Source organism: Thalassotalea sp. ND16A, assembly GCF_000764205.1.
GTDB lineage: Bacteria > Pseudomonadota > Gammaproteobacteria > Enterobacterales > Alteromonadaceae > Thalassotalea_A.
This window is the reverse complement of record NZ_JQDZ01000068.1, coordinates 160,053-180,077: the sequence shown is the minus strand read 5'-3', so window position 1 is coordinate 180,077 and position 20,025 is coordinate 160,053. Positions and strand designations below refer to the sequence as shown.

The following is a 20,025-nucleotide window of genomic DNA, read 5'->3' as shown; positions in this document are numbered from 1 at the left end:
TGCTTTTGGTTGAATGCAAATTAACAATATCTTCTCATGTAGTCATCCAATCCTTAAGTAGGCAAATTCAATCATCAATTAAATTGGAACTAATAGAGTAAGATCAGAATAAAAACTGTCGACTTTTTTGCCAATTTGGATTTTTATCCAGCTCAGAAAAATCATACGCCGACTTATTTAACATAGATTTCACCCGTCGCTCGCTCTCTGCTCGGCGCGGTAAGTTAGCATTATCAATCGCAGCAATTGCCCCTACCCGGTCGTTACACACCAGTAGCATGTCACAACCAGCCTGATAGGCAGCCTCACAGCGTTGAGCATAACCGCCAGCGGGGGTAGCACCTTGCATCGATAAATCGTCACTAAAGATCACGCCGTTAAAGCCAAGCTGTTGTCTTAGAATGGTTTGTAACCAAAACGCTGAAAAGCCAACGGGTAAGTCATCAACGTTTGGATAAATTACATGAGCGGGCATCAATGCACTGAGTTGATTCGATTTGATCATTCGCTCGAATACCAATAAATCTTTCGCAAAAATATCGTTTTTACTGCGCTTATCTACAGCCATTGCCACATGAGAGTCTTCTTTGACACTGCCGTGACCCGGAAAATGTTTTCCGGTAGCCTTCATGCCGGCCTGCCTCATGCCTTTGATAAAAGCACAGGCCAAACTTTCGATGATCTCGGGCTCTTGGTGAAAACCTCTGTCACCAATAACATCACTGATATCATCGATATCTAGCACCGGGGCAAAGCTGATATCGATGCCAACACTCTGTACTTCAACAGCCATCAAATAGCCCATGTTGGTGGCGATATTACCAGCGTCAAACAAAGTTTGCTGCAACGATGAAGACGCTTTCGCCGCCTGAGGGTAAATTTTTCCCATTGCCGGGATATTAGAAAAACCTTGGCGAAATCTTTGTACTCGCCCGCCTTCATGATCTACGGCAATGAGAAGTTCAGGGTTAATCGCTTTGATGCTTTTATTTAATGCCATTAACTGCGTTGGGCTGGTAAAATTGCGGCTGAATAAAATTAGACCGCCCACTTTCGGATGAGCAATAAGCTCGTTATCTTCAGCCGTTAATGATGTGCCTTGCACATCAATCATTAATGACGACATTACTTAGACTCGGCTAATAGGTGCGCCAACACCGGCCGCTACATAAGGAATGATTCGATAAATCACCCCGGCAACATCCACTTTTTCCCCAAAATCATTTTCGGCAATATCAATTAATGCACCGGTTGAAGACATAGTGAATACCGCAGTCCCCATAGTAAAATGTAAACGCCAAAAAATGTCTTCGGTACTAAGCTCTGGATAAGCACGATGCACGGCGGTAACAAAATTATCGATAATTCCAGGGTAATTGGTGGTGATAAACCAACGTAAAAAGCCCTGGCTGTCGGTATAACTTCTGCCGAGCAGCTGCAAAAATATGCTGGTGCCATTTTGTCGATAGGCGTTCAAACTTAACAGTGGCTCAACGAACGCGGTGAAAACCTGCTCTAACGTCGGTTTTTGTGTTTGTTCATTCACTTTCACTAACGACGACACCAGCACCGGTGATAATTGATCAAGATAGCGTTTCATCAGCGCTTTGATCAGTTCTTTTTTCGAACCAAAGTGATAATTCACTGCCGCTAAATTCACTTCTGCATCGCTGGTAATTTCACGCAGCGAGGTGGCGGTGAAACCTTTTTCGGCAAAAAGTATTTCTGCCGCATTTAATATTTTTGTTTTTGTATCCATAACAACGCCAATAACAATAGATTTTAGTATTTTTTAAAACATGCGTTTAAAATGACAGGAAGAGTTAAAAGTGTCAAGTAACAAGTGATTTATCAACAAATAAAACAACCAACATTTATTTGAAGAAAATTGCACAAATAAAGTAAAAAAGTTGTGTTGAAAATAGGCTATTTTGAAATTATCAACCATAATTAATTATATAAACCTTCTCCCTGGACCCATTAGCTCGATCTGTCAATTGGCTGTTGGGTCTTTTTTTATCTAGTCTTTGCTATCTCACCCTTTTCGAATATACTGTTTGCGTCTTATATATAAATAAAAATTAGAAAATTTTTCCTATGATGCATAAATTAACGAATTTCAAACTAACTTCAGCAGCAATCGTCATTGCCGCCACAATTACCACCTCGGGTTGTGAGCAAAAAACCGATACCAAGGTAGAGCAATCAGTTCAAACAGCTTACAGCACAGCGGATGTTGAAATTTTCCTCGACCAAACAGGGAAAGAATTAGAGCGATTGAACAACGAAGGTTCTACAATAGAGTGGATTTATCAAAACTTTATTACCGATGATACTGCCGCATTATCGGCTGCCGCGGCCCAGGAATATTCAGAAGCCGGGGTGAAATTTGCGCTGGCAGCAGCCAAGTTTGACCAGGTTGAAGTCAGTGCAGAACAACGCCGTAAATTAAACATTTTAAAACAGGCATTGGTGTTACCGGCACCACAAGATCCAGAAAAAAGTGCTGAACTTGCAACAATAGCGGCAGAGCTTGGCGGTATGTACGGAAAAGGCAGTTATACCAATGCCAAAGGTGAAAAACTAAGCTTAGGGCAACTATCCGCCACCATGGCTAAATCGCGTAATTATGAAGAGCTGCTTGACGCCTGGCAAGGCTGGCGCACCATTGGCCCGGATATGAAGCCCTTATTTGTGCGCGAAGTTGAATTAGCTAACGAAGGCGCACAAGGATTAGGCTACCCAGATTTGGGCGCAATGTGGCGCTCAAACTACGACATGTCTGCGGACGAGTTTGCCACCGAACTGGATCGTTTATGGGGACAAGTGAAACCTTTATACGATGCCCTTCACTGTCATGTTCGTGCCGAGTTGGGTGAGCATTACGGTGAAGATAAAGTGCCACAAGATGAAGCAATTCCAGCTCACCTGTTAGGTAACATGTGGGCCCAGAGCTGGGGCAATGTTTATGATCTGGTGGCACCAGAAGACGCCGATCCGGGTTACGATGTAACCGAGCAATTACTAAAACATGAATACTCAGAAATTGATATGGTAAAAGGTGCGGAAAACTTCTTTACCTCACTCGGCTTTGAACAGCTACCGGAATCATTCTGGCAGCGCTCATTGTTTACCAAACCCGAAGATCGTGATGTAGTGTGCCATGCTTCCGCCTGGAACCTTGATGCGAAAGATGATATTCGCATTAAAATGTGTATTCAAAAAACCGGCGAAGAGTTTTCAACCATTCATCACGAGTTAGGTCATAACTTCTACCAACGAGCCTACAAAGATCAGCCGGTATATTTCCAGGGTAGCGCAAATGATGGATTCCACGAAGCCATTGGTGACACCATAGCTCTTTCTGTAACACCTGCTTATTTAAAGGAAATAGGGTTAATTGATAGCATTCCAGATGAGTCTAAAGACATTGGTTTGCTCATGAAGATGGCGTTGGAAAAAGTGGCCTTTATCCCCTTTGGTTTATTGGTTGATCAGTGGCGCTGGAAAGTATTCAATGGGGAAATCACCCCGGAGAACTACAACACTGCCTGGTGGGAACTTCGTGAAAAATACCAAGGTGTGAAAGCCCCTATTGCTCGTGCAGCAACCGACTTTGATCCAGGTGCCAAATATCATGTACCTGGAAACGTGCCTTACTCTCGTTACTTCTTAGCCCATATTTTACAGTTTGAATTTCACAAATCACTGTGTGAAATTACCGGTAATGAAGGTTCAATAAACCGTTGTTCTATTTATAACAACAAAGACGCTGGGGCTAAGCTAAACCAGGTATTAGAAATGGGTGCAAGCCAGCCATGGCAGCAAGCTCACAAAGTAATTACCGGCTCTGAACAAATGGATGCCAGCGCAATTTTAGATTACTTTGCACCATTAAAAGTTTGGCTTGATCAGAAAAACCAAAATCGTCAATGTGGTTTTTAAAATCGATTCGCTAACTGACTTATTTTAAAAACGTTTATCAAAAAGCCTGAATTTATTCAGGCTTTTTGTTCACGGATGAACTATATGCAGAATTGCCAAGGAGGGCAGAAAATTCTGTTTTTGTATTTTATTTTTGACATTTCTCATTTATACACCACACTTTAACCTAACCTCATACATACGGACGTGTGATAGATTGACAAGGATAGTTAGCGTTTTTTTTCAACCAACTTCCCACATTTTTATTTATCATCGTCCCGATTATTTATTGAAAATTATGTCTGCAAAATGATGCCGATAATGGATTAAAAATTGTCAATAGTGGCAATACCATAGGCTAAAAAAACAAGCCTATTATCTTTAACGCAAATCGAAAGGAGATCGAACAATGCGTGAATTAACTTTAAATGAAATCGAAAATGTGAACGGTGCTTATTCTGCTAAAGAATTTGCTGCAGCTGTCTTTACTGGCGGTGTTACTGGCGCTCTTGCAGGGACATTAATCGGAGGAGGCGGAGCAGTTCCTGGGGCGTTCGCTGGCTCAGTTATAGGCGGCATAGCTTATTTAACCCATGAAATAATTATGGAATTTTCCTGATTGTATATGCAGCTCTCTGAGCTGCATTTTTTGGAGGTTAGAATGAAAAATAAACAAATAAGTCTTTTAATAATCGCCGTTATTAGTTCCATAGTTGGAATATCCGCGCGATATTTAAATTTTACAGAATTAATGATTCTTGCTTTAGTTCTTGGTTTACTTGGTGGTATTTTGGGAAGGTTTATTATCTCAAGAAAGAAAGATCCTTCATAAATGGTACTTTACTGAACTCTTTCTTCTTATAGAAAAGTGTTTACATAATAAATTTCCTGTAATTAAAGGAGGGAGAGTCCTTCCTTTACAAGAACTGAAAATTGGGACACGATAATTTAAATACTGCTTTCAACAAAAAAATCGAAAAAGAGCAGTTGAATGTTAGATAACATTTCAATTGAAAGACTGCTATTTTTTCTGGTTTTGTATCTGTATAGTCTTCTTCATTTCTATTGGCACTATTTTCTAAGTGCCAGGATTATTGGTTTTATAAATTCTAAATTAATCATTAATTTAGAATAGCCCGCTTATTCAACCCAATGTAAAACATTTCGAATGATCGACCAGCGTTTCATTTTCGGTGCAGCATTTTCACCCAGAATCCAGTAGTTGTATAATTTCTCTGTGTATTTTGATTGTTTTTCAATGGTAAGCCAATTGTTCAAAAAGCTTAACAACTCCAGATTTCCTCTTGCTACACCATAAGCGACCGGATACGATTTTAATTCGTTACGATTAAATATGGTGGTGTATTCCGGGTATAAAATCGTCCACGTTTTGCCAGCCTCTAAACTGATAATTAAACCATCCCAGCGATCGCTCTTGTCGTTGAAGAATTCCATATCCGATTCAATTTGTTCAATAATAACATTGGGGTATTCTTCTTCAATTTCAGGGGCTATGGCGTACTCGCCAACCGTTGCCAGTAGCACTGATTTTTGCTTGCGTATCTGTTCGGCTTCAAATTCATCTGCGCGGTGATCTTTTACCACGACTGAATAATGTAGAGTAAGAACCGGCTGGGTATAACTTAGCCGTTGCATTCTGGATGTTGTCATTTGCAAGCCGGATATGGCGATATCAAATTGGCCTCGATTTAATGCCTTACTGGCACTGATATCGGTATAAGGAAAAAATGCGACTTTCACGCCTAAATCGGTTGCCAGTTTCTTCATCATCTCAACATCGTAACCAACCAATTCATTTTTGCCATTAAAATATGAAAAAGGCACCTGCAAAGGGTTATAACCAACCCGCAAAAAACCACTTTCCTTGATCATTTGAATGTCTCTAAGTTTTCTTGGCGCCGCCAGCTCTTCAACATAATAGGCTTTTACTTCTTCGGGCAGTTCAACCGCAGTGCTCATCTGCTCAACAACCTCGTCCATCACGTATTCAGAACTGACAACCGAAGTTAACAGCATACTGCTTAAAACCAGTATTACTCCAACAACCACTGGCGTTAATGCGGCATAAATGACTAACTTGGTCATATTTATTTTCGCAATACCGGCTAACATCGCAGTTCCTCCTACGGCTAAAATGAAGATATTCATCGCCGCTAAAAGTGAAGTGAAACGTGACGTAAATAAGCTTGAAACGACATACAATTGAAATAAGTCGGTTGGTAGCTCTAATGAATCCAGCAGCATAGGAATGGTTAAATAAACGCTGCCAAACAAGCTAATTAAACCGTTTAACGCCATAGGAATGTAGGTAATAAAGTCGAGCTCACCACCAGCAAACCACGAGGCAAACAAAACAAAGACCACGGTAAGTAATTTTCCTAAATTTGGAAAACTAAACACCACAGGTATGATGATATTGGGATAACTGTCGGTATTGTCATCGCCAATATTGTACTTATGAAATAATTCTTTGGTGCGATCTATCAGAAGAGGTAAAACGATAAAGATGTTGCCGGCGGCAAACGAGGTGATCATTGCATCTTTGGCGATACCCGATATATCCCGATATGAAAACGGGGTGATCACCGCCACTATCGCGGGTAAAAACCAATAAGTTAATATGATGGTCATAATAATATGAGCTACAAAATACACTTGCAGTTTTTGAAATTCAGCCAAATCCATGGTGCCAGCAGTAGCTGCGGTCATCGCAAAAATACCAATAGGCATCAATTTTACAATGTATTGGGTAACTTTATTAAACGCTTCTGTTAATAATTGCATTGGGATCAACAGCGCGTCTTTATCTTTAATTGAAATCAAAGCAATGCCAGTGGCAACACAAAACAACACGATTGCCGGAATATAGCTGTTCGACATTGAGAAAAACGGGTTTGCCGGGATATATAAGTCCAGCAAGTCGATTGATTCAGGGTCACTCAACACTGCCAAACTAAAGAAATCTCCCGCTTGCCAATCGGGAAAAGTAAATTTGACCGAGTAAATCACTAAAATACCAATACCCCAGATAATCAGCATCAGCTTTCCAACTTTAACCCCTAATTGTTTTGCTTGCTGATAAGATAGCTTTCCTAAACCTGAGATCAAAGAGACAATAATGTAAGGAATTATAGTCATTTGTAGCAGCTTGATAAAGGCGTCACCAATAAACGCCATCCAGGCGACATATTCACCAAAGAAAAGCCCAAAGATTATCCCTATGGCAAAAGATAACAACACGATTGTGGACATACTCATTTTAGTTTTATTTTCCGTTGTCGTCATTGTCCTACCTGAATTACATTGTTGCTGTGGAAAGTTTGCAGTGTATTTTCATAACACTTTAAATATTTTTGTACCTGTTGATGCCAGCCAAAGCATTGTTCGGCACGTATTCTGCCGGCTTTTGCCATGCTTTCACTAAGAACGTCATCACTGAAAATATTTTTAATATGATCACTCATGCCGATGAGATCATCCAGCGGCGCGATAAAGCCGGTTTTGCCATGTTGTACAACTTCTGGAATGCCATCAACATTACTGCTCACGGTTGGAACCCCTGAGGCCATAGCCTCAAGCAACACTAAGCTAAATGACTCGTGGCTACTGGGCTGGAACACGCAATCGGCATTGGCAATAATTTGTTCAACATTATTGATGTCCCCTAAAAAAATTACCTTATCCAGGATGTTCAGACGAGCAGCCAATGATTTGGTTAAATCCACTTCAGGACCAGTGCCGACCAGCACCAATTTTGCCTTTATCGACTTCACCACCTGAGAAAATACTTTAACCACTAACTCGGTATTTTTCACCGGTCGAAAATTAGAGATATGCATCAGTATTTTCTCATCATCATCGGCCCATTGTTTGCGGGTGCTATGATTGGCGTTGCTGGCTTTAAACAAGTCAAAATTGGTGAAGTTATAGATCACTTCAATGGATTTTTTAATGTCGAAATGTTTTTTAATATACTGTTGCTGGTATCTGGAGACGGTTGTTACTGTAGTACTTTTATTGATGCTGAATTGATTTAACGGATAAAGCGGTTTATCTCTGCCGACAACGGTAACATCGGTACCATGGATAGTGGTGATCATTGGAAATTTGTGCTTCGTTATTTCATTGGCCAAATGAACACATAATGAATGCGGAATAGAGTAATGAGCATGAACAATGTCTAAATTATAAGCATCCACCACTTCCACTATTTTAGCCGTTAAAGCAAAGGTATATAGCGGATCATCGAACAAAGGATAATCAATACCTTCTACCCGATGAAAAAAAGTATTGGGGCAATTTTCACTCAATTTGAACGGCCGAGTACGTGAAATAAAGTGTACCTGATGACCTAATTTAGCCATGCCAATGCCTAGCTGAGTAGCCAACAGCCCAGACCCACCTATTGTCGGATGACACACCACACCAATTCGCATGCATTGAGACTCATTTTTTATTCATAACAATAAGTTATAGCAGTTAATTAGGTGAATTGTAGTTCGTCGGGTTTATTTTTTAATCGATAATTACCATACAATCACAAAAGTAGAGTGAAATTAACCAAAAGATACCAGTGGCCCAAGAAAACTTTCTGTTTTTCGCCGGTAAGTGAATAATGATAAGTTGTGGAGTTACGGCGCTTGTTCATAACTTTTCTTCAAGTGATAAACAATGGTGTTCATTTAAGTTTATATTTATCCTAAGCACGACCACTTTCTAGCTTAACAAAACCTGATGGTAATATTACCGAACCACTCATGTTTATATAAACACCAATAAAAACAGTAAATTAACAATCAAATAAAACAGTTATCTTTTCAACATAAAAAAACTCGAAATCAGGGCTAATATTTATGTTGCTGAGTCAATTAAGGGATGTTTTATGAGTACTAAATCAATAGTGGTAGTTACCATCGTTTTAATCATCACGATTTTATTTTCACTAACCACAGCATTCGCCGCCCCCAAAGATACAAACCAGATATATACAACCTTAAGCGGGTTGCATTGTGCGACCGGAGTAACGCTGCAGAAACTAAACAGCAAGGAAATTGAAAAAATATTGGAGCTTAACTAATTTAGTTTTAATTGACAGCATTACAGATTAAACAAAAAACATCGGTTGTTAAATTCTACCGCTTGAATTCCAAAATCATTTTGTAAGTTATCAATAGTGCAATTTTTGTTGTACCTTTAATTGATTTCTGCATGTATATAAAACCTGAACAAACTATTTGGGTTTTATTTAACTCTACAAATAATCAATAAAAACAATAAGGTAATTGTTGATAAAATAATTATCTTTTCCAAATAACATTTGAGTAATTAATTACTAGCCTTATTGTTGAGTCGATAAAATCATGAGGTTGTTATGAAGCTTAATTACTCCATTATCACAACGTTGCTGTTTGCTGGAACATTTTCTTTTGCAACTTCCGCCAATGATGTTGCAACTAAATATATTTTTAAAGCGATGAACAATTCACTAAATACCCGCATATGTACCGCGGCGGCAAATAATGATATGCCGAAACTTAAGCAAGCGATCCGCAAAGATAAATTTGGTGCTCGGCATGTGACAAGTACACTGGTTTGTAATGACAAAGACGTTACTCATTTTGCCGCTCAATATAATGCTTACGAAACCGCTGAATACTTGAGTCGGAGAGCCCCTCACCGATTCAAAGTGAATTTAGATGATGTACAGATAATTGATTTAGCTTTTCAATCAAATGTTAAACAAAATATAAAAGTGATTTATATCTCTGCAAAATAATGAACGCTGATGTAACTGGCAATTCCCTCCCCTTGGGGGTTAGGTGTTAATGAGAGAAATTAATCGTGACGCTTTATCTCTAGGTAAAGCGCTTGTTAATGTGTAGTAGCAGTTATTTATTCACCCAAATTATCAACAGCGCTAATTGGCCAGTAATATTGGCCAACAGCGGTAGCGCCATGCACTGCAATTCCTACCTGGCTTTGATCTGAAATAACGATTTGACCCTCAGAGCAGTTAAAATTAATCATTCGTCATTTATGGCACTGAAATTGAGATACTATTCCGTTATAATTCAGCCCAATTGATCCAACTAAAATCGAACAGGTTTGATAATGACAAACAAAGCAACAATAGGGTTAACCAACCCGAAAAGCCCTTCTAACGTTGGCGCAATTATGCGAGCGAGTGGCTGCTATCAGGTAAATAGTGTTTTTTATACTGGCAGTCGTTATGGCTTTGCCTCCAAATTTCATACTGATACAAAAAATGTGTCGTTAAATATTCCGTTATCGCCTGCCGAAAGCTTATTGGATGTAGTGCCTGAAGGTGCAAGTATAGTTTGTGTCGACTTGGTTGAGGGGGCCATCCCATTGCCCGAATTTCAGCACCCTGAAAATGCTTTCTATATCTTCGGACCAGAAGATGGCACCATTGAACAAAGTGTTATCGATAACGCTGCTAACGTAGTTTATATTCCGACTATTGGCTGTATGAACCTTGCAGCAACGGTAAACGTTGTTTTATACGACAGGTTGGCAAAGGCAAAAGTTTCAATTGCATCTGATGATCTTATTCGCACCAGTCGCGATACCAATAACAAGGTAAAAGTAAGAAGTTAAGTGAGTTAGCGTACCCCATCAGCAACGAATGGATTGCTCGCCCGCTCTTCACCAAAAGTGCTCATTGGGCCATGGCCTGGAATAAATCGAACCTCATCGCCAAGCGGCCATAGGTTGGTTTTAATAGAATTGATTAACGTCGCTAAATCGCCTTTGGGAAAATCTGTGCGGCCTATCGAGCCTCTAAACAATACATCGCCTACTTGTGCCAGTTTACTTTCGCGATGAAAGAAAATGACATGCCCCGGGGTATGTCCCGGACAAAAATACACTTCTAACGTTTCATTACCTACGGTTACAGTATCGCCCTGCTCTAACCATCTATCGGTGTTAAACACCCGTGCACCTGGAAAGCCAAACTGTTGAATTTGTTGTTCAAAAATATCTATCCAAAATTGATCGGCTTTATGCGGCCCTTCAATGGTTAAGTTAAATTTATCGGCAATATCTTGCGTGCCACCGGCATGATCAACATGAGAATGAGTGAGTAACAATTTGGTCAGGGTTACGCCTGCTTGCTCAACTTCGGCTAATAACCGCTCGACATCCCCGCCGGGGTCGATGATGGCACCTTGCATACTGGTATCACACCAAATTAATGTGGCGTTTTGTTGAAATGGAGTCACCGGAATAATTTTGAACTGCAGCATAAAATAAATCGAAAAAGTTAATTCAGTTCCCTATCATAATCAGTGTTGATTTCGGTTTCCAGTGCAATTTCACTTTTCATCCTGCTATCGCATTTGTTTTTCAAACTTTAGTGAACTTCGCTACGCTCTGAACGCAGGGTTTTCTCGATGATTTACGATAAATGGCTTTCAAACACTTTTAAACCTAGGTAAGCTCAGTGCACTAAATAAGAATAACAATATTTTAAGATACTTTATGAACAGCACACGAGATTCCTTTCACTCTAGAATAGGCTTTGTTTTAGCCGCGGCAGGCTCTGCTATTGGCTTAGGCAATATTTGGGGCTTTCCCACACAAGCGGCAAACAACGGCGGTGGCGCTTTTGTTTTTGTCTATTTAATTGTCACCGTTTTATTGGCATTACCGGCACTCTTTGCCGAAATGTATATTGGCAATCAAGCACAGAAAAATCCGGTTGGTGCCCTGCAAGATGCCTGTGAGAATGTCTCGCGCAATTTGGGTAAATGGGCAGGATTATTTGGCTTGTTAGGCGCGGTGTTAATGTTAAGTTTTTATTCCATCGTTGCCGGTTGGATGCTCTCGCACGCTCTTTCACCGTTAATGGCTTTGCTTGGTTTTGCCGATCTTTCTAGCTGGTTAGCGGACTCCAGCTTTGCCAGAAACTTAGCCTTTACTCCAATATTTATTATTTTAAGTGCACTGATTATCAATAAAGGGGTGCACGCCGGGATCGAGCGTTGGTCAAGCCGGTTAATGCCTGTGTTGTTTGTCTTATTAATTGGCTTAATTATCTATATTTTGCAACAACCCGGCGCCAGTGCAGGCGTTGCCATGTACTTACAACCAGATTTTAGTCAGCTTAAGAACCCACAATTGATCATCTCGGCGATGGGCCAGGCGTTCTTCTCGTTATCTATTGGGGTTGGCGGCATGATGGTTTATGGCTCTTACATGAAAAAAAGTGCCGATATGGGCAAGCTAGTGCTATCTATTGGTGCACTGGACACCTTGATCGCTTTTTTAGCCGGGTTATTGATCATTCCAACCTTATTTGTTGCCCAGCACATGGGCCAAGAAGTATTTGTTGATGGCCAATTAATTGGCGGCCCGCAGTTGATTTTTTCGGTATTACCGACCTTATTTGCGTCTATGGGTGATATTGGCATTTATGTGTCCTTGGTGTTTTTCTCTTTGATGTCGATGGCGGCGTTAACATCAACCATTTCATCTACCGAAGTACCAGTGGCATATTTGGTTGAAGATAAAAACCTGCCAAGAACCAAGGCAACCGCAATAGTGTCACTTATCGTATTATCCGCCTGTATGAGCATAGTATTTAATTTTGATACTCTGTTTGGCTTAGTGATCACCTGGGTGAATTCATTCCAGTTACCGATTATGGGGCTGTTCTATTTTATTGTGGTTGGCTGGATCTGGAAACGTGGTAACCAGCTTAACGATGCAGCATTGCTGGCGAGAAAACCATCATTAAAATTATGGGGCAATTACTTGCGCTATGTTTGCCCGGTATTGCTTTCGGTGGTATTTATCAACGTTATCATGTCGTTATAACGGCGCATTTATTGAAACAATAAAAAGGGCTGGTAGTAAATTTAATTTACCACCAGCCCTTTTTTCGCTTAAATCATTTTAGTTCACTTCGAGTTTTAATTAACTTGATATCAGTTCATCTTCAGCCAAATCTACCTGTTCTATTTTTTCGAAACGCCCAGAAATTTTATTGGCCGAGGTATGAATTTGCTTCACATCACTTGCCGCCTGATCGATATGTTTCGCCAAATTATCGAAGCGAGTTCTGAAGCGGCTAAAATCGGCACCCAGTTGTGATAAGTGCTCTTGGATCACGTGGATTTGTTTGCGTGTGGCTTCGTCTTTTAATACCGAGCGAGCGGTGGTTAAAATCGCCATCAACGTCGTTGGCGAGGCTAGCCAGACGCGCTTTTTGTATGCCTCTTCAATCAGCTCAGGATAATGGGCATGTATTTCCGCAAAAATAGCTTCTGCAGGAATGAACATTACCGCGCCATCGGCGGTTTCGTTATCAATTAAATATTTGTCACTAATGTCATTAATGTGTTTTTTAATGTCTTGTTTAAATTGTCTCTCAGCCAGCTTTTTATCCGACACACCAATATCAATATGGGTCATTCGTTTATAGCTTTCTAATGGAAATTTAGAATCTATTACCACATTGCCGGTCGGTTTTGGCAGAAATAAAATGCAGTCGGCAATCTTACCGTTCGAGAGTGTATGCTGAATTGAGAAATGTTTTTCCGGTAATACATTACGGATCAACGCATTGAGTTGCACTTCACCAAACGCACCACGAGAACGCTTATCGGCCAATACTTCCTGTAAACTCACCACGTTGGTTGACAGTTCGGTTATTTTCTTTTGCGCATCATCAATTAATGCCAGCCGTTTTAAAATATCATTAAAGGTTTTGGTGGTTTTATCAAAACCATCAGTTAATCGTTTTTCAACCCCTGCAGAGATATCTTGTAGCCGTTTATCGGTACTCTCGGTTAACTCACCCATGCGTTTTGCCAGCACTTCAGCATTGTCTTTTAACGAATGGCTTAACTCATCCCGACTTTGTTTGGTCGACTTGTTTAAATGTTCAACCAGTTGATTAATGGCGGTTATTTGGTTTTGATTAAATTGCTCTTTATGCGAATTTAATTGCTCTAGTAACGACAACCGTAATTGGCCAATTGTTTGTTGCAAGTTTGACGAAAATTTCGCCTGAAATTCTAATTGTTTTTGCGCCATCCCTTGATTGAGTTGCAAGCGTTCTTGAATGGATACGCTAGTGTCACTTTGCGCCTGAATTTGCAGGTTTAATTGATTAATTTGAGTAAGGGCACTCCTTAACATCAAAATCACCGCAACAAGCAGCAGCAACGCAAACGCCGCAAGCAGAACAAACAAATTTAAATCAATAGCCATAATGAATTCTTATTATTGGTAATGGTTGCTTTTAACAATCAATACACTGGATACATTTACAGTTATTAAAACATTTCCCGGCTAGACATGTAAAGGCAAAAAAAACATCCCGACAAAAATCGAGATGTTTCATAGTTATTCCATTGAGTGAGTGTATCTTATTCCTAGAGTGAAAGGTACAGGATACGGGGTACAAGCAGTCTGCACCGATAACTAGATGGTTTAGATTATATAGATAAGCTGAGAGCGGCGGGAAGATCGCATTATCGATAGAATACGAAATTGTCCTTACCAACGCTAAGTCTGAGCAGATAGGCATTCACTTGACATAAAATATCCTGCTCGTAGCTAGAAGCTCGAAGCACATTCAACAAACATTACCCGCCCCTATAGTTTACACGGTCTGCTTGTACCTTGTACCTCGTACCTCTTACTTCACATACTTTCCCATCCACACAAAGACTTCACGGTACCATTCTTTTAAATTATCCGGCTTACGGATATGGTGATCTTCATCAGGGAACATCACCAAACGAGAATCAATGCCTTTGCGTTGTAGCGTAGTAAATGCGCCTAAACTTTGACCATAAGGCACGCGGTAATCAAGTTCACCCTGGATCACCAGCATTGGCATTTTCCAGTTATCGACAAAGCGTGAAGGATCAAATTTAGTGTACTCGGCTTCGTTTTCAAAGTATGGACCACCAAAGTCGTGCTCAGGGAACCATAATTCTTCGGTGACGTTATAAAAGCTTTTCATGTCAAACAGGCCCGCATGGTTAACCATACAGTTAAAACCGTCTGACCAGTTACCCATGATCCAGTTCATCATATAGCCACCGTAAGATGCACCCAATGCACAGGCATTATCACGGTCTAACCATGTTTGTTGCTGGGTAATAAACGCCATACCTTTTTGTAAATCTTCAAGTGGTTTACCACCCCAATCATGCGAGATTGAATCGGTAAATGCCTGGCCATAACCTGTTGAACCATGAAAATCTACCATCACTACTGCATATCCTTGCGCAGCCCATAGTTGTGCATTCCAACGGTAATGGAACATGTTGCCGAAACTGCCCTGTGGGCCACCGTGCACTAAAAATGCAATGGGATATTTCTCACCGGCTTTAAAGTTTGCTGGTTTTACCCAGTAACCATGCACGTCTTCGTTGTTCCAGCCCTTAAATTTAAATTGCTCGTAGGCCCCTAAGGTAATGTTTGCCATTTTCTCTTGGTTAACATCGGTTAATTGCTTAATGCCGTAGCCGTCTTTATTGATGGTAAAAATATCGCTTGGGCTAGCTAAATTATGACGGGTAAAATACAAAGCATCACCGGCAATAGACACATCACCCGCATATCCCTGATTATAGATTGGCGTTACGTCACCGAATTGTAAATCGATTTTGAAGATACTTTTTTGGCCAATATCCTGGGCAATGGCAATTACACTGCGGTTATCACTGTCAAATTGAAAACTGGCAATTGAGCGATCCCATAATGGCGCAACATCTTTTACTTTGTTGGTACGTAAATCTATTACTTGCAAACTAAATTTATCTGATTCATAAACCGCCGTTTTCATTGCTTTATACGCTAAATAACGACCGTCAGATGAATACACCGGCATTGCATCCCAGGCTTTATTATCTACGGTTAAGTTATTAACTTCGTTGTTCTCAAGGTTAACCTCAAAAATATCCCAGTTGGTAGTCCAGGCATGGTCATTGCCCGGAACTTTTGCAGAAAACGCTAACGCTTTACCGTCGGGTTTAAACGACACTTCGCCCATACCAGAAAAGTCGGTATTCCAATCAGCCATAACATCAACAGCTTCAGTGGTTACTTTACCCTTTTGTAGATCGGCGACAAATAAGTGTGAATTAAAATTGTCCAACCAGTGATCCCAATGGCGTACCATTAACTTATCATAAGCTCTGGTATTGTGTTTTTTTGCTTCCTCGAGGGCAACAGCTTCTTGAGTACAGTCGAAAGTTTTACACCCTGGCAATACGGTAAAGGCAACGGCTAGTTTTTGCTCATCTGCCGATAACTTATAGCCTTCAACGTCTAACGGAAAATCGGTTAACTGCACCGCTTCGCCGCCGTTAACGGATAAAAACCATAACTGGCTCGAACCCGCACGATTTGAAATGAAATATACACCACTACCATCTTTTGCCCAGGTAACAGAACTTTCACTCTTGCTATGGCTGGTTAATTGGCTAACCGCACCTGATTTAACGTTTTGTAGCCAAAGATGATTGTTGCCTTTTTCCTGACCTTTTTTAATGCCATAAACCAGTTGGCTGCCATCCGGTGAAATGGACACGTTATGTACCTGATTTAAGCTATTTAATTTGTCTACGGTTAACACTTCGTTTTGCTCAACCGCCAAAGCCACAGAGGCAAAAGGCAGTGCGGCAAGTGCCACAATTTTTAAGGATTTTCTGATCATAATATTCTCTTGTTGGTATAACTTTTGTTATATTTTTTATTATTATATGCAACAAACGCCCTACTAGCGGGCGTTTGTTGTTGTACCTGAGTTTTCTAAGTTATGCTTTTGCAGCGGCGTCGATAATTTCTATCTTTTTCTGCCAAATCGCCGGTCCTGTCACATGTGCAGACTCACCGGTACTGTCAACAGCAACCGTTACTGGCATGTCTTCTACTTCAAATTCGTAAATGGCTTCCATACCTAATTCTTCAAAGGCAACCACTCGAGATTTCTTGATCGCTTTTGATACTAAGTACGCTGCGCCGCCTACCGCCATTAAATACACTGATTTGTGATTTTTAATGCTTTCAACGGTTGCCGGGCCACGCTCTGCTTTACCTATGGTACCTAGCAGGTTTAATTCATCTAACATCATGTCAGTAAATTTATCCATACGAGTCGCCGTGGTTGGGCCTGCCGGACCTACGGCTTCATCACCTACGGCATCAACCGGGCCAACGTAATAAATAAACTTATTATTGAAATCTACGCCTTCCGGTAAGCCTTCACCTGACTCTAATAATTGCTGAATACGTTTATGCGCGGCATCGCGACCGGTTAAAATCTTGCCTGACAATAATACCGTTTCACCGGTTTTCCACTCGGCGATATCGGCTTTGGTTAAGCCATCGGCATTAACACGACGAACATTATCACCCACTTCCCAGGTCACTTCTGGCCATTCTTCCAGTTTTGGTGGCGTTAAATCGGCTGGGCCACTACCATCAAGGTGGAAGTGTACGTGACGAGTTGCCGCACAATTTGGGATCATTACTACAGGTTTTGACGCCGCGTGCGTTGGTACCGCATTAATTTTCACATCTACAACTGTGGTTAAACCGCCAAGACCTTGGGCGCCAATGCCGAGTTTATTCACCCGTTCAAAAATTTCTAAACGCAATTCTTCTTCCGCATTTTCTGGGCCACGTTCAATTAACTCTTGAATGTTTACCGGATCCATCAAGCTTTCTTTGGCAAGTACGCCAGCTTTTTCAGCCGTGCCGCCCACGCCTATGCCTAACATTCCAGGAGGACACCAGCCAGCCCCCATCGTTGGTAGTGTTTTCACTACCCAATCGGCAATGGAATCGCTTGGGTTTAACATTACCATTTTGGTTTTGTTTTCACTACCGCCGCCCTTCGCCGCGATCATCACTTCCACTTCACTACCGGCAACCAAGTCGATATGAACCACAGCAGGGGTATTGTCTTTGGTATTTTTACGCGCGCCGGTTGGGTCTGCCACAATCGATGCACGTAACGGGTTATCTGGGTTGCTGTAGGCTCGACGAGTACCTTCATCAACCATTTGTTGTACGGTTAAATTGGTGTTATCCCATTTAACATCCATCCCCACTTTCACAAAACAGGTAACAATACCGGTATCTTGACAGATCGGGCGTTTGCCTTGCGCTGACATGCGTGAATTAATTAAGATTTGCGCAATGGCATCTTTAGCTGCCTGGCTTTGCTCTTTATTGTAGGCTTTTTCAAGGGCTTGAATAAAATCGATGGGATGGTAAAAAGAAATGTATTGTAAAGCATCTTCAATGCTGTCAATAAAGTCTTGTTGCTTAATAACCGTCATAATTGTCTCGTCGTTAACGTGAAGTTTGCAAAAACGATACAGCTAATAGCAAGTTGATTAAATATCTGCTCATTTTTAATCAACTTGCTATAAAGTAACAAAACATAACCGCGAGTTAGATTTGTTAGCTAAATCGTGAAAATAGTGCGCTGTGTATAAGTGCAAGTATGATACAACTCTCGACTTGGGATAACAATATGACTATTGGCTATATTATCGATAAAAGTCATCAAAAAAGTTTGCTACAATACTGATAACTAAATGTAATGGTTTGCAAAAACCAAGAACTGATCGTAATAAGCCTAGTGAAAGTACCACAAAATACAACGAAACCTTATTTTACCTCGCCCCTAACTTGTGCAAATAAATACACTCCAGAGCAATTTTTTGAAATTTGGGCGCAAGATAATTGGGCGTTTTGGCTCGATTCGGGTAACTCTGAACACGTTAACTGTCGCTACGACATTTTCGTCTATGAGCCGGTAGTCACCTTAAAAACAGCGATAACTTCTACCAGAATTCATTACCGAGAGAGTGACGAAGTAGAAATATCAACGGCTGATCCTCTCTCGCTAATTAAGCAAGTGCAGGCCGAAGTCTTTCCGTTGTCAATTGTCGAAGATGCAAGCCTGCCATTTTGTGGTGGCGCAGTGGGTTATTTTAGTTATGACCTGGGACGCCGTTTTGAACAACTGCCAGCGAAGAGTAGCGTCGATATCACCCTACCGGAAATGGCAGTTGGTATCTATAAAACAGCCATCATTTACGATCGAAATAGCAAACTTTTTACCCTGGTGAGCCATGAGAACAATCTGCAACAGCTTAGCGATAGCATCGCTGAGAAACTGACAAACTATTACCATAACGACACGACCTCTTCAGCAACAAGTTTTGAGCTGACTACCGATTGGCGCTCGAATATGAGCAAACAGCAATATGAAGATAAATTCAACCAAGTTCAGCAGTATTTGTTATCGGGCGATTGCTATCAAATTAATTTGGCACAACGATTTTCTGCACTTTATCAAGGCGATGAATATAGCGCTTATAAAAAGTTGCGAGAAAACAATAAAGCGCCATTCTCTGCGTTTATGCGCATAGAAGATGGTGTTATTTTAAGTGTGTCTCCGGAGCGGTTTTTACAGCTGAAAAATCAGAAGGTACAATCGAAACCAATAAAAGGCACCCGGCCACGATCGAATATTCACGAATTTGACCAAGAGTATGCGGTGCAGTTACAAAACTCGGCAAAAGATCGAGCTGAAAACTTAATGATTGTCGATTTGCTGAGAAATGACATCTCGAAAGTTTGTCGGTCGGGCACCGTGAATGTACCTTCTCTTTTCGCCATTGAAAGCTTTCCGGCAGTGCACCATTTAGTCAGTACGGTTGAAGGTGTGTTAGCCCAGGGGTTTGATGGCACAGATTTATTGCGTGGCGCCTTCCCTGGTGGCTCTATCACGGGCGCACCAAAGATAAGAGCAATGGAGATCATTGAAGAACTCGAACCGCATCGCCGTAGCGTTTATTGCGGCTCTATTGGATATATTTCAGCTTGTGGCAACATGGACAGCAGTATTACCATCAGGACTCTTATTTGTGAAAATGAAAGAATTCACTGCTGGGCTGGCGGCGGTTTGGTCGCCGATTCACAAGTAGATAGTGAATATCAAGAAACCTTTGATAAAGTTAATAAAATATTACCTGTGCTGCAATCGTGCAATAAGTCTGAATAATCATGCCCTTGTTC

17 protein-coding genes are annotated in these 20,025 nt (G+C 40.9%); 8 read left to right on the top strand and 9 right to left on the bottom strand.

Annotation, left to right across the window (positions count from 1 at the left end; genetic code table 11):
- Window positions 1-103 precede the first annotated feature (103 nt).
- Window positions 104-1,126 (bottom strand): beta-N-acetylhexosaminidase, encoded by a 1,023-nt coding sequence (gene nagZ, locus ND16A_RS07910; RefSeq protein WP_033077883.1) that lies wholly within the window; start codon window positions 1,124-1,126, stop codon window positions 104-106.
- A 3-nt stretch (window positions 1,127-1,129) separates the two neighbouring features.
- Window positions 1,130-1,759 carry a TetR/AcrR family transcriptional regulator gene (locus tag ND16A_RS07915; RefSeq protein WP_033077882.1) on the bottom strand — a complete coding sequence of 210 codons (630 nt, stop codon included), beginning with the start codon at window positions 1,757-1,759 and terminating at the stop codon, window positions 1,130-1,132.
- A gap of 338 nt (window positions 1,760-2,097) precedes the next feature.
- Here ND16A_RS07915 and ND16A_RS07920 point away from each other — a divergent pair, with 338 nt between their 5' ends.
- From ND16A_RS07920 to ND16A_RS21325, 3 genes are all read left to right on the top strand, one after another.
- Entirely contained in the window at window positions 2,098-3,945 is a 1,848-nt protein-coding gene (locus ND16A_RS07920) for a M2 family metallopeptidase (RefSeq protein WP_033077881.1), read from the top strand.
- Window positions 3,946-4,333: 388 nt separating this feature from the next.
- Window positions 4,334-4,543, top strand: a complete 210-nt coding sequence (locus ND16A_RS07925) for a hypothetical protein (protein WP_033077880.1) — start codon at window positions 4,334-4,336, stop codon at window positions 4,541-4,543.
- A 42-nt stretch (window positions 4,544-4,585) separates the two neighbouring features.
- The gene (locus tag ND16A_RS21325; RefSeq protein WP_160173514.1) at window positions 4,586-4,756 is read left to right on the top strand and encodes a hypothetical protein; all 171 of its coding nucleotides are present in this window, start codon (window positions 4,586-4,588) and stop codon (window positions 4,754-4,756) included.
- A 308-nt stretch (window positions 4,757-5,064) separates the two neighbouring features.
- Here ND16A_RS21325 and ND16A_RS07930 read toward each other — a convergent pair whose 3' ends face one another.
- Both ND16A_RS07930 and bshA read right to left on the bottom strand, forming a co-directional pair.
- Complete coding sequence (locus ND16A_RS07930) at window positions 5,065-7,203, bottom strand: cation:dicarboxylate symporter family transporter (RefSeq protein WP_235282119.1); 2,139 nt, start codon at window positions 7,201-7,203, stop codon at window positions 5,065-5,067.
- Window positions 7,204-7,226: 23 nt separating this feature from the next.
- Window positions 7,227-8,381, bottom strand: a complete 1,155-nt coding sequence (gene bshA, locus ND16A_RS07935) for an N-acetyl-alpha-D-glucosaminyl L-malate synthase BshA (protein ID WP_052073119.1) — start codon at window positions 8,379-8,381, stop codon at window positions 7,227-7,229.
- A 446-nt stretch (window positions 8,382-8,827) separates the two neighbouring features.
- Here bshA and ND16A_RS07940 point away from each other — a divergent pair, with 446 nt between their 5' ends.
- Window positions 8,828-9,022, top strand: a complete 195-nt coding sequence (locus tag ND16A_RS07940) for a hypothetical protein (protein WP_033077877.1) — start codon at window positions 8,828-8,830, stop codon at window positions 9,020-9,022.
- Between the two features lie 294 nt (window positions 9,023-9,316).
- A complete protein-coding gene (locus ND16A_RS07945; protein WP_033077876.1) occupies window positions 9,317-9,721 on the top strand; it encodes a DUF3718 domain-containing protein in 405 nt (134 codons plus the stop codon).
- 116 nt (window positions 9,722-9,837) lie between these two features.
- Here the strand turns inward: ND16A_RS07945 and ND16A_RS21870 are convergent, their stop codons facing one another.
- Window positions 9,838-9,972, bottom strand: coding sequence for a hypothetical protein (locus tag ND16A_RS21870; RefSeq protein ID WP_268746314.1), 135 nt, complete (start codon window positions 9,970-9,972; stop codon window positions 9,838-9,840).
- A gap of 84 nt (window positions 9,973-10,056) precedes the next feature.
- Here ND16A_RS21870 and ND16A_RS07950 point away from each other — a divergent pair, with 84 nt between their 5' ends.
- Window positions 10,057-10,563 carry an RNA methyltransferase gene (locus ND16A_RS07950; RefSeq protein ID WP_033077875.1) on the top strand — a complete coding sequence of 169 codons (507 nt, stop codon included), beginning with the start codon at window positions 10,057-10,059 and terminating at the stop codon, window positions 10,561-10,563.
- Between the two features lie 5 nt (window positions 10,564-10,568).
- Here the strand turns inward: ND16A_RS07950 and ND16A_RS07955 are convergent, their stop codons facing one another.
- A complete protein-coding gene (locus ND16A_RS07955) occupies window positions 10,569-11,213 on the bottom strand; it encodes an MBL fold metallo-hydrolase (protein ID WP_033077874.1) in 645 nt (214 codons plus the stop codon).
- A gap of 235 nt (window positions 11,214-11,448) precedes the next feature.
- On the opposite strand from ND16A_RS07955, the gene ND16A_RS07960 reads away from it, so the two are divergent.
- Entirely contained in the window at window positions 11,449-12,786 is a 1,338-nt protein-coding gene (locus tag ND16A_RS07960) for a sodium-dependent transporter (RefSeq protein WP_033077873.1), read from the top strand.
- Window positions 12,787-12,885: 99 nt separating this feature from the next.
- Here ND16A_RS07960 and ND16A_RS07965 read toward each other — a convergent pair whose 3' ends face one another.
- The 3 genes from ND16A_RS07965 to ND16A_RS07975 form a co-directional block, all read right to left on the bottom strand.
- Window positions 12,886-14,184, bottom strand: coding sequence for a DNA recombination protein RmuC (locus ND16A_RS07965; protein WP_033077872.1), 1,299 nt, complete (start codon window positions 14,182-14,184; stop codon window positions 12,886-12,888).
- A gap of 430 nt (window positions 14,185-14,614) precedes the next feature.
- Entirely contained in the window at window positions 14,615-16,645 is a 2,031-nt protein-coding gene (locus ND16A_RS07970) for a S9 family peptidase (protein WP_152593875.1), read from the bottom strand.
- 100 nt (window positions 16,646-16,745) lie between these two features.
- Complete coding sequence (locus ND16A_RS07975; RefSeq protein WP_033077871.1) at window positions 16,746-18,275, bottom strand: fumarate hydratase; 1,530 nt, start codon at window positions 18,273-18,275, stop codon at window positions 16,746-16,748.
- A gap of 305 nt (window positions 18,276-18,580) precedes the next feature.
- Between ND16A_RS07975 and pabB the strand changes: the two genes are divergently transcribed.
- A complete protein-coding gene (pabB, locus tag ND16A_RS07980) occupies window positions 18,581-20,011 on the top strand; it encodes an aminodeoxychorismate synthase component I (RefSeq protein WP_052073132.1) in 1,431 nt (476 codons plus the stop codon).
- Window positions 20,012-20,025 lie beyond the last annotated feature (14 nt).

Excerpts from the sequence above, each read along its gene's own strand:
- ND16A_RS07960 (WP_033077873.1), top strand. The coding sequence starts at position 11,449 with ATGAACAGCACACGAGATTCCTTTCACTCTAGAATAGGCTTTGTTTTA.
- ND16A_RS07975 (WP_033077871.1), bottom strand. The coding sequence starts at position 18,275 with ATGACGGTTATTAAGCAACAAGACTTTATTGACAGCATTGAAGATGCT.
- ND16A_RS07955 (WP_033077874.1), bottom strand. The coding sequence starts at position 11,213 with ATGCTGCAGTTCAAAATTATTCCGGTGACTCCATTTCAACAAAACGCC.
- ND16A_RS07930 (WP_235282119.1), bottom strand. The coding sequence starts at position 7,203 with ATGAGTATGTCCACAATCGTGTTGTTATCTTTTGCCATAGGGATAATC.
- ND16A_RS21870 (WP_268746314.1), bottom strand. The coding sequence starts at position 9,972 with ATGATTAATTTTAACTGCTCTGAGGGTCAAATCGTTATTTCAGATCAA.
- ND16A_RS07915 (WP_033077882.1), bottom strand. The coding sequence starts at position 1,759 with ATGGATACAAAAACAAAAATATTAAATGCGGCAGAAATACTTTTTGCC.
- ND16A_RS07950 (WP_033077875.1), top strand. The coding sequence starts at position 10,057 with ATGACAAACAAAGCAACAATAGGGTTAACCAACCCGAAAAGCCCTTCT.
- ND16A_RS21325 (WP_160173514.1), top strand. The coding sequence starts at position 4,586 with ATGAAAAATAAACAAATAAGTCTTTTAATAATCGCCGTTATTAGTTCC.
- nagZ (WP_033077883.1), bottom strand. The coding sequence starts at position 1,126 with ATGTCGTCATTAATGATTGATGTGCAAGGCACATCATTAACGGCTGAA.
- ND16A_RS07965 (WP_033077872.1), bottom strand. The coding sequence starts at position 14,184 with ATGGCTATTGATTTAAATTTGTTTGTTCTGCTTGCGGCGTTTGCGTTG.
- ND16A_RS07920 (WP_033077881.1), top strand. The coding sequence starts at position 2,098 with ATGATGCATAAATTAACGAATTTCAAACTAACTTCAGCAGCAATCGTC.
- ND16A_RS07925 (WP_033077880.1), top strand. The coding sequence starts at position 4,334 with ATGCGTGAATTAACTTTAAATGAAATCGAAAATGTGAACGGTGCTTAT.
- ND16A_RS07940 (WP_033077877.1), top strand. The coding sequence starts at position 8,828 with ATGAGTACTAAATCAATAGTGGTAGTTACCATCGTTTTAATCATCACG.
- ND16A_RS07970 (WP_152593875.1), bottom strand. The coding sequence starts at position 16,645 with ATGATCAGAAAATCCTTAAAAATTGTGGCACTTGCCGCACTGCCTTTT.
- bshA (WP_052073119.1), bottom strand. The coding sequence starts at position 8,381 with ATGCGAATTGGTGTGGTGTGTCATCCGACAATAGGTGGGTCTGGGCTG.
- ND16A_RS07945 (WP_033077876.1), top strand. The coding sequence starts at position 9,317 with ATGAAGCTTAATTACTCCATTATCACAACGTTGCTGTTTGCTGGAACA.